This is a genomic window from Variovorax sp. 10N420, assembly GCF_056394705.1.
The window spans coordinates 19,134-31,714 of the sequence record NZ_JBFTIJ010000010.1 but is presented as its reverse complement, the minus strand read 5'-3'; the positions used below and the strand labels follow the sequence as shown (position 1 = coordinate 31,714).

The 12,581-nt window shown below is 64.5% G+C and carries 11 protein-coding genes; 5 read left to right on the top strand and 6 right to left on the bottom strand.

Features of this window, described 5'->3' with window-relative positions:
• Window positions 1-60 precede the first annotated feature (60 nt).
• Window positions 61-345, top strand: a complete 285-nt coding sequence (locus AC1DEK_RS23280; RefSeq protein WP_478127664.1) for a hypothetical protein — start codon at window positions 61-63, stop codon at window positions 343-345.
• A 23-nt stretch (window positions 346-368) separates the two neighbouring features.
• Here the strand turns inward: AC1DEK_RS23280 and AC1DEK_RS23275 are convergent, their stop codons facing one another.
• From AC1DEK_RS23275 to AC1DEK_RS23250, 6 genes are all read right to left on the bottom strand, one after another.
• Complete coding sequence (locus AC1DEK_RS23275; protein WP_478127663.1) at window positions 369-1,133, bottom strand: bestrophin-like domain; 765 nt, start codon at window positions 1,131-1,133, stop codon at window positions 369-371.
• A gap of 57 nt (window positions 1,134-1,190) precedes the next feature.
• The gene (locus tag AC1DEK_RS23270; protein ID WP_478127662.1) at window positions 1,191-1,511 is read right to left on the bottom strand and encodes a hypothetical protein; all 321 of its coding nucleotides are present in this window, start codon (window positions 1,509-1,511) and stop codon (window positions 1,191-1,193) included.
• 18 nt (window positions 1,512-1,529) lie between these two features.
• Window positions 1,530-1,985 (bottom strand): FecR domain-containing protein, encoded by a 456-nt coding sequence (locus tag AC1DEK_RS23265; RefSeq protein WP_478127661.1) that lies wholly within the window; start codon window positions 1,983-1,985, stop codon window positions 1,530-1,532.
• 10 nt (window positions 1,986-1,995) lie between these two features.
• Window positions 1,996-5,625, bottom strand: a complete 3,630-nt coding sequence (locus tag AC1DEK_RS23260) for a two-partner secretion domain-containing protein (RefSeq protein WP_478127660.1) — start codon at window positions 5,623-5,625, stop codon at window positions 1,996-1,998.
• 38 nt (window positions 5,626-5,663) lie between these two features.
• Window positions 5,664-7,235 carry a ShlB/FhaC/HecB family hemolysin secretion/activation protein gene (locus tag AC1DEK_RS23255; RefSeq protein WP_478127659.1) on the bottom strand — a complete coding sequence of 524 codons (1,572 nt, stop codon included), beginning with the start codon at window positions 7,233-7,235 and terminating at the stop codon, window positions 5,664-5,666.
• A 259-nt stretch (window positions 7,236-7,494) separates the two neighbouring features.
• Entirely contained in the window at window positions 7,495-8,565 is a 1,071-nt protein-coding gene (locus tag AC1DEK_RS23250) for a flavodoxin family protein (RefSeq protein WP_478127658.1), read from the bottom strand.
• Window positions 8,566-8,784: 219 nt separating this feature from the next.
• On the opposite strand from AC1DEK_RS23250, the gene AC1DEK_RS23245 reads away from it, so the two are divergent.
• The 4 genes from AC1DEK_RS23245 to AC1DEK_RS23230 all read left to right on the top strand — a co-directional run bounded on the left by AC1DEK_RS23245 (window position 8,785) and on the right by AC1DEK_RS23230 (window position 12,578).
• On the top strand, window positions 8,785-9,207 hold the full coding sequence (locus AC1DEK_RS23245; protein WP_478127657.1) for an FHA domain-containing protein: 423 nt from the start codon (window positions 8,785-8,787) through the stop codon (window positions 9,205-9,207).
• A 186-nt stretch (window positions 9,208-9,393) separates the two neighbouring features.
• Complete coding sequence (locus AC1DEK_RS23240; protein ID WP_478127656.1) at window positions 9,394-10,014, top strand: response regulator; 621 nt, start codon at window positions 9,394-9,396, stop codon at window positions 10,012-10,014.
• A gap of 157 nt (window positions 10,015-10,171) precedes the next feature.
• Window positions 10,172-10,819, top strand: coding sequence for a response regulator (locus AC1DEK_RS23235; RefSeq protein ID WP_478127655.1), 648 nt, complete (start codon window positions 10,172-10,174; stop codon window positions 10,817-10,819).
• Complete coding sequence (locus AC1DEK_RS23230) at window positions 10,809-12,578, top strand: sensor histidine kinase (RefSeq protein ID WP_478127654.1); 1,770 nt, start codon at window positions 10,809-10,811, stop codon at window positions 12,576-12,578. The genes AC1DEK_RS23235 and AC1DEK_RS23230 overlap by 11 nt, the downstream gene beginning before the upstream one ends.
• Window positions 12,579-12,581 lie beyond the last annotated feature (3 nt).

Below are 12,581 nucleotides of genomic sequence, written 5' to 3'. Positions count from 1 at the left end.
TTTTCAGCGCCGCTTAAGTTGTGCGGCTGAGACTGAGGCGACACCCCGAAAGGAACCCTCATGCCGTCCGATTCGCAGATCCTGAACGCCGAGCAGATCAGCCATGTGCTCGAGCTGATCGAACTGAACCTCTTGGCGCCCAACGAGGCGACCCGAAAGCTCGAGGCGCTGACTGCACTTGGCCAGTTCTCCCAATCCCAGTGCTACGGGATCCGCATGCTGCTGGCGCTGGACTACGCCGACATGGTGCAGGCGCTGCGCGGCGTGAGCGAGGATGACGAAGGCTTGGCGCTGGTGCGCGACCATCTGGTTCACGAAGCGCGGGTGGTCTGTGAAGGCGACTGACTGCGGGCCGCTGTATCAGAGGCCTACCGGCCGATCGTCTCCAGCGCAATGCGAAGCGGCGCATTGGAGATATGCATCAGTCCGCTGAAGGGTTGGTTCATGTCCAGCACCAGGAAAATCGCGCCCGCCACGGAAAGCGATCCAACGAAGAGCGCGACCAGCACAGTCCCGTTGCTGCGGCTGAGAAAGCCGAAGCCCACGAACAGGACCACCAGCCAGAACACCAGCACCACGAGGAACGGCCATGAAATGGAGCCGCCGGCCTGTTCGTGCAGCAGCTGCCGCTCATCGCCTATTTCGGTGAGGAGCTGCAGGGCACGGGTCTTTGCAAAGAGTTGGCTGTCCGTCGATGGTTGCATGTTGACCACATGCTCGATGAGCGCCTCGTTCTGTTCGCGCGTGGCGCGGGAGGCTTCGGGACTCGCCTTGGCTTCTCCACGATTCGGCCATGTCTGTTCGAGCCTGGCCGCGACCAGTCCGCGGAACATGTTTCGCGCTAGCGCCGCACCGGGCCCATAGCCCGCAAACACGCGGTCGAGCTGGACGATGTGAATTCCGAGCGCCTGCACTTCCGACTCTTGCGTGACGTAAGCCGAATGCGCCGTCGCGATGAGCAGGCTCATGACGAGCGCGGAGATGGTCGCGATCAAGCCCAGGACCAGTTTGACGACATCTCTGGAGTTCTCTGCCTTGTGGTGCGCTGGCAGCTTCCGGTGGAGCACCATGCCCGCGAGCGCACCGCAAAAGGTGCAGGCAAGCACGATCAGCCCGACCAGGATGGGACTCATGGGTTCAGCCTCCTGGCGCATTGTGCGCCGGGGCGGCGCCTATCTCTGTCTCCATCTTTATCGCACTTCGCAATCCACCGTGTTGGACTTTGCGGGCGAGGTTGATGGATTTCCTGACACCGGAACGAAAGAAGGCGGAGGCGTGAAACGAATGCCAGGATTGACTGGCAAGACGACCGGGGGCTTCACCTGAGATGGCGTGAAGCCGAACTGCCCCGCCGCGAAGCTTGTCGTGCCGGCCGGATTGGTGACATGGATCAGGCCGTCGAGGACTTGCACGTAGAGCCCTGGAGCACGCGGCGCAGACGGGGGCGCCACCTGGGCCGAGGCCGCTGCCCACTGCCATCCGAACATCAGGACGATCAGCAACTTGTTCATGGTTTTCTCTCTCGGCAATCAGGGACGGGGCGGAGTCAGGGACACGACCATGCTGGCGCTCCCCTGGAGCACTCCCACGGGCGTGTTGATCACCGTCGCTTCCGTGCTGCGGCGTGCGAGCTTGCCGGCGGAAGTGCGAACGCCGCCTTGCGCCAGACCGAGTTCGACCTTGTCTTGCTGCGGCTTGTCGGCGTCGTAGGTGTAGCGGGTGACGACCAGCATCGAATCGGGCTCCAGCAGCACTTCGGCGTCGTCCTTGAAGACGATCCGGGCGTAGCTGTCGCGCTGGGTCGAGAGCGTGTCACCCTCGCGTACTTGCGAGTTCACGGCAAGCACCCTGCTCGTGCCGTCGGACGCTCTCGAAACCAGCATGCCCGACAGGTCGGTGACCGTACCGACTGCCTGAGCGAACACAGCGTGGGCCGAGAACAACAGGGCAGCAAGAGGCAAGCGAAGAAGGCTGTTTGGATTCATGCGTTGCTCCTTAATTGCAGTACATCTTTTTGACGGGCTCGTTCTTGGTGCCGGACTTGTCCGCGGAGGCAAGCTCTTTGGTGTCGCTCTTGTCCGCTGCCTTGGTCGTGGCCTTGTCCGGGCCCTTGCCGTCGTCGCTCGTACTGCTGGACGAGGGCGGCGCCAATATTGTGTTGATCGTATTGATGACTTGATTGGACGCCTGCACGGCCGGCTTCGCGGATGCGGATGCGATCGGCGGTGCCAGCACCTGACAGAGCGCTGAATCCGGCGCGATGGTGCAGATGTCAGGCGAGGGTGCTGTCGTTGTCGTTGTTGGCGCTGCTGGCTCTGTAGGCGTAGGCGTAGGCGTCGGTGTCGGTGTCGGTGTCGGTGTCGGTGTTGTCGGCGGGAGAACCACCTGGCAGCCCGCCAATCCGGGACTTACCGTACAGAGGGCCACCGACGGCAACACTGCCGAACAACCCACCGTCTCCGGTGCTGCGATGCAGGTCGGCAACGACGGCAGGACGCTCGCACAACCGGCGGCGGACGGATTGGCGATGCACGCATTCAAAGACGGGACGACGGTCGCCGTCACGCGCGCCGCGGCGGTGCCTTGTGCGGGATAGCTGACCGCCAGCGTCGCCACACCGGCAGGGTACGAGACGGCCGACGCCACCACTTGATCGAAGGCGCCGGTATTGTTGCCGCCGCGCGCGACCACGAAGTCCGCAGACCCCGAGTTCGCCGGCGCAAAAGTCCCGAGGGCATGGACCTGCAGCGTGCCCCCGAGGCGCGCAGAGCCGTCGACGTCGAGCAAGTCGAACTCGCCGGCGCCCAGTCCGCCCAGCTTCACGTCGAGCACGCCGCTGCTGCCCTGACGATAGTTGCCCTGCACGGACAGCGTGCCGACCGCGGCACTCGTGCCTGGCGCCACGATGCCGTTGTTGAACAGCGTGCCGCCGTTGGCGCCGCCCATCGCAAGCGTGCCGCTGCCACTGATGCTGCCGTTGTTGTAGATGTCCGTGCCGCCCGTGCGCAGCGTACCGCCGCCCTGGAGCACGATGGCGCCATTGTTGATGTGCGCCTCGTCGAAGGTCGCATCGAGCAACCCCTGGTTGATGAGCACCTTCCCGCCGGCCTGGTTGTTGAAGCTGCCCCCGTCCTGCAGGATCAACGCCGATGTGCTTGCCGGACCGACGCTCAGGGTTCCGAGGTTGTTCCAGACCGATTGATCGAGCAAGGTGACCTGCGCCCCGTCCGCATGCACCAGATTGCGCGTGGTGAGCACATTGCCCTGCCCATTGATCACCGTGTTCGGCCCCAGCGACAGCTCGGGTGCGCCGGCGCCGACGTCCACGGCGCCCGTCAGCGTGATGTAGTTTTGCCACACCATCGTGCCTGCGCCGAAAAAGGAGGCATGGCTGTTCAGCGCTACGTTGTCGAGCGTGACTTGCGCGCCGCCCGCGACCTGGACTTGCCCATCGAATTGCGCACTCGTCACGCTGAGCGAACCGGCCTCCGAGCGCACCACGCTGCTTGCGGTGCTGCCAAAGCCCGTGTAGACCTGATCCACCGCACTCGTCTTGACCAGGCTGCCGTTGTTGACGAAGTTGGAAATCGCGCCTCCGGCGCCGCGCAAGACATAGGTCTCGGTCCCGGAAGTGGTGATGATCCCGTCATTCTGAAAGCGCGTGCCTTCGTCGGACGATGAAATTGCGCCGTTGCCCACGACCGCCACGCTCGTGCCGTTGGTCCAGGCGGCCGAGCCGTGCAGCGCAACGCGGCCATCGACCACCACGCCTGCGCCCCGCGTCGACAGCATGCTGGAGCCAAGGCCCCACATGTCGGTGTCGTGCAATACGAGCGCATTGCCGCCGCTGACGAAGAGCAGGGAAGTGCCGATCGCGACCTCGCCGGCCCACTCCACAGTGCCGCTTCCGGTGAAAGAGGTCCCGGGGTTGAAAGTCTGGCCGCCCGACATCGACAGCCCCGCTCCCGGCGCGACGTAGAACTCGCCCGTATGCGTACCGCCGTGGTCGAGAGCCGCCGGTCCCGGGGAGGCGACCACCACCGTGCCGCCGTTGTTCAAGCTCCCTGTCAGCGCGGACCCGGTGCGGTAGATCGCCAAGGTGGCGTTCGGCAGCACGTTGACAGTGGCTGCGTTGATCGAGGACGTCACCATGCCCAGGGAAGTCGTTCCGGCGCCGATGTCGAGCGTGCCGTTGCCATTGCCGCCCAAGCCTTCCGACACGTTGAGCACGCCTCCGTGCAGATCCAGGTTTGCGTTGAGCTTCACCGCATGATCGTCAGCGGGATAGTTGGCCTGGTAGTTGCTGTTGAGGTTCAGCCCGAGCGCACTGTTGACGCTGGTGATCGGCGCATTGATGGTGATGTTGTTGCTGGCGTTGAGCGTGAGTGCCGAAGAGGCACTGCCCGCCTTCGTGATGGCGGCCGAGACTGTGATGTCGCCGTGCGTCAAATCGACGCTCGGATCTCCCGTGCCCGTGGTGATGCTCACGTTGGCGCCCTGATCGAGCTGCGCTGCGATGGTGCCGGCACTGATCCGCGCGCCGGACTCGTTGGAAACGAGCGCGCCGTCCATGCCTGACGTCGGGCCGGACTCCACGATGTCGATGTTGAACGGATCGATGTGCCACTCTCCGCCCCGGCCCACCACCGGCGCGTTGACGACGTCCAGGGAGCGATGGCCCGAAGTGTCGATGTAGCCTCCCTTGCCTGCGCTGCCCGTGGCTGCGACCCTGCCGTCGATCGATGCGGCGCCGTCGGCGATCAATTCCACGCGCCCACCCGTGGTGCCGTTGGCGCTGATGTCCGATGCAGCCGATGTTTTCACGTCGCCCGATGCGCGAAGAAAAACGCGCCCGCCCTCGCTCACCGCACTGTCGGCATGGATCTCTCCGCTGTTGGTCACCAGGCCGGCCGCAAGGCCGATGCGTCCCGCTTCGGCAACGATGCGTCCGAGATTCTTCACCTCTCCCGGAGTGCCGGTGATCTCGACGGAAACGCCGGGCGTTCCGGTGTCCATCAGTTGCACGTTTTGCCCGGCGGCCAGCAGCACTTCGCCATTCGGCGCGTTCAGCGCGCCCGTGTTGACCACGCTCGGCGCCACCAGGTAGATGCTGCCGCCCCTGGCCGCGTTGATGGTGCCCGCATTGCGCACCTCGCCCGCCATGGCGCCGCTCTTGAAGGTGAGCCGGCCTGCGAGAAAGTCGCTGTCGCTCACGCCCAGCGTGCTGGCGACGAAGGTGCCCACATCGATGCGCGCACCTGCGCCCACCATGATGCCGGCGGGATTGATGAGCCACAGAGCGCCGTTGGCCTTGATCTGCCCGTCGATCTGCGAAGCGTTGCCGCCGGTCGTACGCGCCAGCAGCGCGGATTGCGCGCCCGGCTGGCGAATGTCGACAACGGCACCCGAGCCCACGTTGAAGGTCTGGAAGTTCACCAGCGCTCGCGAACTCGTCTGGTTGATGTTGAGCGTGGTGCCGTTTCGCGAGATGGTGGCGTTGCCGGAGGTGACGTTCCAGCCCGTCGGCAGCGCGCCGGGTTGCACCTGCGCCCACAGCGGCGGGCTGGTTGCGGCGCAGAGCGTGGCGATGACGAACGGCAGATGACGGAGTCTGAAGCAGCGCATTGGGATCTTTCCTTTTTCTTCTTGTCGACTTGTTGTCTTCAGTACGCCAGCACCGCGAGAAACTGTGCACGCCAGTCGCCGCGCTTCTCGTTCGGCGCAGTGCCTGGGTCGAGCACGCGAGCCACGTCCAGTCGCAAATTGAAGTCGCGCGTCCAGGCATAGCGCGTGCCGATGCCGACGCTCGACACATTGACCGTGCTCGGCACGGAGACGCCATCCGCGCGGTTGTTGCTGCCGTGCCCGGCGTCGAGAAACGCGAGCATCCGCCATTGGCCCGTGATGCCGGCCCACCCTGCCAGTTCCGGCGTGTAGATTTCCGCGTTGACGACGAGGCCGCTGTCGGCCACCACCGCGCGCTCCTCGAAGCCGCGCACCAGCGTCGCGCCGGTCAGCGAAAACTGTTCGCTGCTCACCAAGGGCGAAGAGGTGTACTGCCCCGTTGCCGCCAGGCGCATCTGCCAGCCGCCCGCCAATGCCCTGTTGAAGGCGACCGCTCCGTTGACGGCCATGAAGCCGTCGATGGTGTCGCGGTTGCCGGAGGTGAGATACGAATAGCGGTCGACCCGCCCGTCGACGTTGGTGTAGCGGCTGCCGGTCGGGATGTTGCGCCACACGCCAGCCGTGTAGCTCAGGCTCTGGTCGATCCCGTCGCGCTGGCCGACATAGCTCAGGCTCAGCGGCGTCGTCTGATAAGGCACGCAAGAGGCGATAGGCGGGGTTGGCCCTTCGATGCTGATCTCCTCGCCGCCGATGTTGCAGCGCGAGTCGATGTTCTTGTGGTTCAGGCTGAGCACCAGCTTGGCGGAGCTTTCACCGTCACGGCCGAGAAAATGGTTCCAGCCCATGCCGTACACGTTGCCCTTGCCGGTGAAGCCAAGCACGCCGCCGAGCGTCGGCGAAGCGGCCGGCGAATTGGTGTTCGACTTGCCGTAGATGAAATCCAGGCTGTCGCCCGCTCCGTAAAACGGAATGCGATAGCCCAATGAGTAGAGGTCCATCCGCACGCCCTCGGGCTTGTCGGGCGAGGTGGTATAGGCGAGCGTTCCGACCTGGTCCCGGTCGAAAAGATTGGCGTGCTGGAGAGCGATGCCGGTGCGCCATGTGCCGGTCGATGGCACTCCCGTGTTGTCGACCGTCGCGATCACGCGAAGCGGGCGGTAGTCGTTGACGGCAACCTTCGCATCGATGGTGCCGGGCGTGGCGCCCTCCGCCAGCGTCACGCCGATCTGTTTGGCCGGGTTGTCGTTGGCAAGCTGGAGCGATTCCGAAATCGCGCGCAGCCTCGGCGGCTGCCCCACTTGCAGCGGCGTGATGCTGGCGCGGATGTTGTCGGCGCCAAAATGCTGGTTGCCGACGACGGTGACCGACGCGATCACGCTTTCGGTCACCTTGATGCGAACTACGCCGCCCGTCAGTTCCTGTTCGGGCAACCCCACGGCGACGGTGCTGTAGCCCGCCTGTCGGTAGGCGTCTTGCAGTGCCTCGACGGCCAGTTGCACGTCGCCATACGTGCGGCCCGGGCCCTGGAGTGGAACGACGCGCCTGTCGATTTCCGAAGCCCGAAGCAACGTATTGCCTTCGACCTGGAAGCGCGTGATGTCGAATTGCACTTCTGCGGAGCCTGCATGTGCGGCGGCGGATGGGGCGACGGCCGTGGCCGCTGCAAACGCCAAGGTGGCGGTCAGTCCGCACCGGCTCAGGGATCTCTTCTTCTTCTTCAAGCGTCCGCTCGCAGTTCTTGCTCAGTCCAATCGGCTGAACAAACGACGCGCGGGGCAACTAACTCTGTTCAGGATGCGGCGATGGTAACGCCATGTAACTGGAAGGTGAATTCGCCTACCGCGCGGGTTCGTGAAATCCGCCCTGTTTTCACTTGGGCCGCGGGTCCCGGAGCCCCGAACCTGGGGGTTTCAACTGCCCCGTTCGCAGCTGCTCGACGGTGCGAGCCACTGCACGCGCGACGTTCCGGACTTCCTCGTGCAAGCCGTGGTCTCGGTCCAGCGCCTGGTGGCTGGTTGCATAGGGTTCGTAGTAGCCGACGTACCGATCGAGCCGTGCTACGGCGCCGGCATCGACCAGGCCCATCCAGTCGAGCCAGTCACTGAGATTGCGCCGCAGGCTTTCAATGCCGGCCACGTCCCCATGCACGACCACGCCATAGGCGCGGCCTTTCAGATGCTTGGGGTAGTTCCATCCCTTGAGCTCCAGTTCCTTGGCTTCTTCGGGCTTCTTGCCGTGCGTGGATGTGGGATCGGGATTGCCGCCGTCCGCACACACCAGGCGATCGATCATGAGCTTGAGCGCGCTGGTGGCCTGATACCAGTGGGTCGGCGTGAAGAGGATCACGCCGTGCGCCGCAACCCAGCGTTCGAAGATCTCGTTCATCCAGTCGCCCGTCTGCCGCAGCGAATGATTCGGGTAGCAGCTGCAAGGCCAGTGGCACAGCGGCATGGCCGTCGCCACGCAGCCTTTGCAGGGGTGGATCTTCCGCCCGTACTCGGATGTAAGCATGCTCAGGTCGAGCACGTCCGTGTGAATCTGCTGGCCTTCGAGCACTTCGCGCGCGAACTGCAGCAGTCGATGCGTTTTCGACATCTCACCGGGACAGGTGCCGTCGTTTCGCGGCGAGCCGTTGACGAGCAGGACGCGCGAAGGCGTCGCCGGATTGCCCCATTCAGTCTGCGCCTTTTGGATGCGCTCGCTTGCCGCCAGCCATTCGACTGAAAGCTCGTACTCGGGGTCTGCAAATCCAGCGCCCGCCTTGCGGGTGACCGGACTCTTGCGCCCCTCCGCGTAAGCCTTCCAGGCGACGGCCTCAAGGCGCCCCAGCGCCTCGGCTTCGGCGTTGAATGCGGGATCACGGTACGAATCCATAAAGCGCTCGTGGAACTCTTCGCGCTCGAGCTGCCCCGGTGCCTGGCCTTTGCGAACGTCCGTCATGGGACGAAACTACGAGGCGAGCCTGCGCGGAAATCACCCCGGACAGGCCGATTCGGCGTAGGCCGAATTCCACAAATGGGGCACGGCTGCGGGCTGCGGGCCTTCAGCATTGGCTTCGGCGGCCGATAGTCTGGTTGACGCAACATTCTCAAGGGCTCATGAACACCTTCGCTTTCGTTCCTGCTGACTGCGGAACCCGCTTCTGTTGAGGTCGACGCCATGCCGATGCTCCTCATGATGACCGCGACCGGCGAGAGCCGGCAGGTGCAGCTCGTTCCGCTCGACAACAAGATCGGCCGCGGCCTCGCCAACGACGTGGTCATCGACTCCGCGCAGGCGAGCCGCGACCATGCGGTGATCGCGGTGGAACAGGCCTTCGTCACCATCACCGACCTCGGCAGCCGAAACGGTACGTACGTGAACGACATTCGGATCGAGAGCCAGGTCCTCGCGCACGGCGACGCCATTCGCCTGGGCGGCTACGAGATGCGGTTCATCGCAACGGACCAGGAGTTCACGCAGGTCGAGGCGCTGCGCATGCTGACCATGCAAGGCCTGCTGGTGAATATCGGCCAAGGGAAGGCCGACGCCGACGCACCGACGGCACCGGGTGTGCCCTTGAATCGCCGCGGCAAACCTTGATGGCGGCCGAGAGAATCAGAAAATTCTGATTGGAATAAGGCAGTTTCCATAGCGGCGAAGACGCATCTCGAAGTTCGGGTCGTGAAAAAATCCAGGGCGCCTCACAGGACGTGGAGGCGGCAGTGCGAAGCATTTTGCGGCGCACAAGTCATCGACCGTTGAACGGCGCGAGCCTAAGGAAGCGACATGTACTCAGTTGTGGTGGTCGATGCCCATCCCGCGATTTGCTTTGCGGTCAAGGCGACGATCGAATCTGATGGTGAATTCGAAGTCATCGGCACCCCGCATTCCGGACCGGCCGCTCTGCCGATGATTCAAGAGAAGATGCCGGATCTGGTCATCCTCGATCTGGACCTCTCCCCGGAAATGAGCGGTCTCGCTCTCATCGGGCACATCCGGAGCGAGCATCCCGCCATCAAGATCCTGGTGCTCACGGCACAGCATGAAGGCATTTTGGCAAGGCATGCATTGCGCGCGGGTGCCGGCGCCTTCCTCAGCAAGAGCGAGGACATGCGAATGGTACGCAACGCCGCCAAATCGCTCATGGAGGGCTACAGCGTATTTCCGCATTCCGCCATCCTGGCGCTCCGGAAAAGCGGTGGGTTGCCCCTGTCGAGCTTGACCGACCGCGAACTCACCGTGCTGCAGCAATTGGCGCGCGGAATGAGCCACCGCCAAATCGGCGATGCGCTCGTCATCAGCCACAAGACCGTCAGCACCTTCAAGGCCCGCCTGTTCGAGAAGCTCGGCATCTCCACGCCCGGCGAACTGCTGGATTTCGCGCGCTCGCACGACCTGATCACCTGAAGCGCACCTCTCCGCGCAAGGGGCCCGCTCCTCCAAAAGAAGGACCCCGGCGGCATTTGCAAAGTGGTAGTCTGGCGCGATTCCCAGGCTGCGTTCCGGCTGCCGCGGCTTCTGGGACATTTGGCCGGCGTTGCAGGCAGCCCTGGAGACATCTGAAATGCGCGCGCTCTGGATTGAAGACCATCAACTCGTCGGCGACTCCTTCGAGCTTCTGCTTCAATTGATCATGCCGGACGCGTCCCTGGACAAGGCGCGCGATCTCGACAGCGCCAAGCGGCTGATCGAAACCTTTCCCTATGAACTCGTCCTGCTCGACTGGTGGCTCGGCACGCACGATGGCGAGCGCTCCATCCGTGCGCTGCGCGAGACAAACAGCCATACGCCCATCATCGTCGTCTCGGGCGACGACCGCGACGTCGTCATGGACCGGGCGCTCGCCCTCGGAGCGGCCGGCTACGTCTCCAAGGGCGCTGATCCCGCGGCGCTGCTCGACGCAGTGCGTGTCGCCTTGCGAGGCGGCATCAGCCGTCCGCAGCGCCACCCGGGCCGCGCAGGAGAAGGGCCGCCCAGCGGCGTCGTGCATCCGATCGATGTCGAGGCGCTCTACCCGGAGTTGACCCCCCGCCAGGCGGAGGTCTTTCGTGCGCTGATGCGGGGCACCTCGGACAAGCAGATCGCGCGGGATCTCGACATTTCGGACACCACGGTGAAGACGCACGTGCGAGCCATTCTTCAGATCGTGGGCGTACACAAGCGAGGAGAAGCGGCGCACGAGGCTCGCGTCAGGGGTGCAGGTGATCACTGACGCGAGCGTCGGCCTTCCGGCCGCGGAACTCAGGCCGCTCGTCGAAGCGGAGCAGGCGCGCCTGTCGATGCAGCAGTTGCGCCGCCTTCTGGGGCCGCTCATCATCGCGGACGCCTTCGTCACGTGGGTGGCCCTGCAAGCGGGGCTCGGCGTCTATGCATGGATCTGGTTCGCCGTCATGGCGGCGGCGCACGTGGCGCGGGTCATCTATTTGCTGTGGCTTGGGCAGCCGGGCCGCGTGACGCCGGCGCAATGGCTCTCGCGCTCGGCCGCCGCCATGGTGGGACTGGCCGTAGTCCGCGCCTCGGTGGTGTTGATGATCTTTGCGCGACCCGTGAGTGAACTGCACTACATCCTGACGATGATCTTCGTCGGCAGCGCGGTCGGCGCGATCTCGCCTGTGACCGGGCATTTGCGTACCTATGTTGGATGGGCGGCGATCATCGGGGGCACCTTGTCGATCGCATGGCTGACGCGCGGCACCATCGACGGCACGGCCATTGCGACGCTGCTTCTTCTTCTGTTCACGGTGCTCACCTTTTATGTGCGCGATGAGGGGCGAACGCTGGTGACTCTCGTCACGCTGTCCGAGTCGCTTCGGCGCGAGCGCGACCGGGCTGAAAAAGCGAGCGAAGCCAAGACCCGGTTTTTTGCCGCGGCCAGCCACGACCTGCGTCAGCCCTTGACGGCGCTGTCGTACAACGCGGCGACAGTGCAGGAACTCGCACGGCTGAGCGGCGACGAGATGCTGGACAAAGTAGGGCAGGGCATTCGCCGCGCCCTGTCGGAAAGCAGTTCGCTGCTCGACAGCCTGCTTGAAGTCTCCAAGCTCGACGCCGGTGCGGTGCGTGCCGAGTCGCAGGAAGTCGACGTGATGCAGTTGCTGGCCCACACGGGCGAAACGTTCACGCCGGTGGCGAATGCCGCCGGCCTCGACCTTCGATGCCTCGGCGGGCATCACAAAGGCCTCTGGGTGCGGACCGATGTCGCGCTGCTGCGCCGCATCGTGCAGAACCTGGTGGGCAACGCCATCAAGTTCACGCGTGAAGGCCATGTATCGATCGAGGCATTCGCGGACGGCGCGCACGAGGAAAGAGTTTGCATCCGCGTGTCCGACACCGGGCCGGGCATTCCGGTCGAGGCGCAGGCGCATGTTTTCGAGGAGTTCTACCAGGGCGGCAATCCGGAACGCAATCGCAGCCGCGGTTTGGGGCTCGGGCTCGCCATCGTGCGGCGCATCTCCGACCTGCTGGGAGTCAGCGTCAAGATGAACAGTGCGCCGGGCCAGGGCGCGGTCTTCGAGATTTCGCTGCCGCGCATACCGTCACCCGCGCGGGTCGGCCCCGAAGTCAATCGGGCCGATTCGGCATTCGATCCGACCAGCGTTCGCAGACGGGTTCTTTTCATCGACGACGAGCCCGAGATTCGGGAATCGTTGACCACCTTGCTGGACACGCTCGGCTGGGAAGTGCGTTCGGCTAGCGACCAACAGGAAGCCGAGCAGATTCACGCAGGGGGCTTCTCGCCCGACGTGCTGCTCATCGACTTTCGCTTGCGCGACAACGCATCGGGCCTTGACGCATGGGAGGCATTGAAGCGCCGTGGCTGCGATGCGCCGGGCTTGATGATCACCGGCGAGACCGAACCGCGGCGCATTGCCGACGCGCGAAAAGCCGGGATCACGGTGCTCTACAAGCCCGTCGATGGCGTACAGCTGATCCAGGCCATGGGCCGCGCCGTGGAATCGGTCGCGCACTGAGCG

Coding starts and splice junctions, on each gene's coding strand:
- AC1DEK_RS23280 (WP_478127664.1), top strand. CDS start 61: ATGCCGTCCGATTCGCAGATCCTGAACGCCGAGCAGATCAGCCATGTG.
- AC1DEK_RS23275 (WP_478127663.1), bottom strand. CDS start 1,133: ATGAGTCCCATCCTGGTCGGGCTGATCGTGCTTGCCTGCACCTTTTGC.
- AC1DEK_RS23270 (WP_478127662.1), bottom strand. CDS start 1,511: ATGAACAAGTTGCTGATCGTCCTGATGTTCGGATGGCAGTGGGCAGCG.
- AC1DEK_RS23265 (WP_478127661.1), bottom strand. CDS start 1,985: ATGAATCCAAACAGCCTTCTTCGCTTGCCTCTTGCTGCCCTGTTGTTC.
- AC1DEK_RS23260 (WP_478127660.1), bottom strand. CDS start 5,625: ATGCGCTGCTTCAGACTCCGTCATCTGCCGTTCGTCATCGCCACGCTC.
- AC1DEK_RS23250 (WP_478127658.1), bottom strand. CDS start 8,565: ATGACGGACGTTCGCAAAGGCCAGGCACCGGGGCAGCTCGAGCGCGAA.
- AC1DEK_RS23245 (WP_478127657.1), top strand. CDS start 8,785: ATGCCGATGCTCCTCATGATGACCGCGACCGGCGAGAGCCGGCAGGTG.
- AC1DEK_RS23240 (WP_478127656.1), top strand. CDS start 9,394: ATGTACTCAGTTGTGGTGGTCGATGCCCATCCCGCGATTTGCTTTGCG.
- AC1DEK_RS23235 (WP_478127655.1), top strand. CDS start 10,172: ATGCGCGCGCTCTGGATTGAAGACCATCAACTCGTCGGCGACTCCTTC.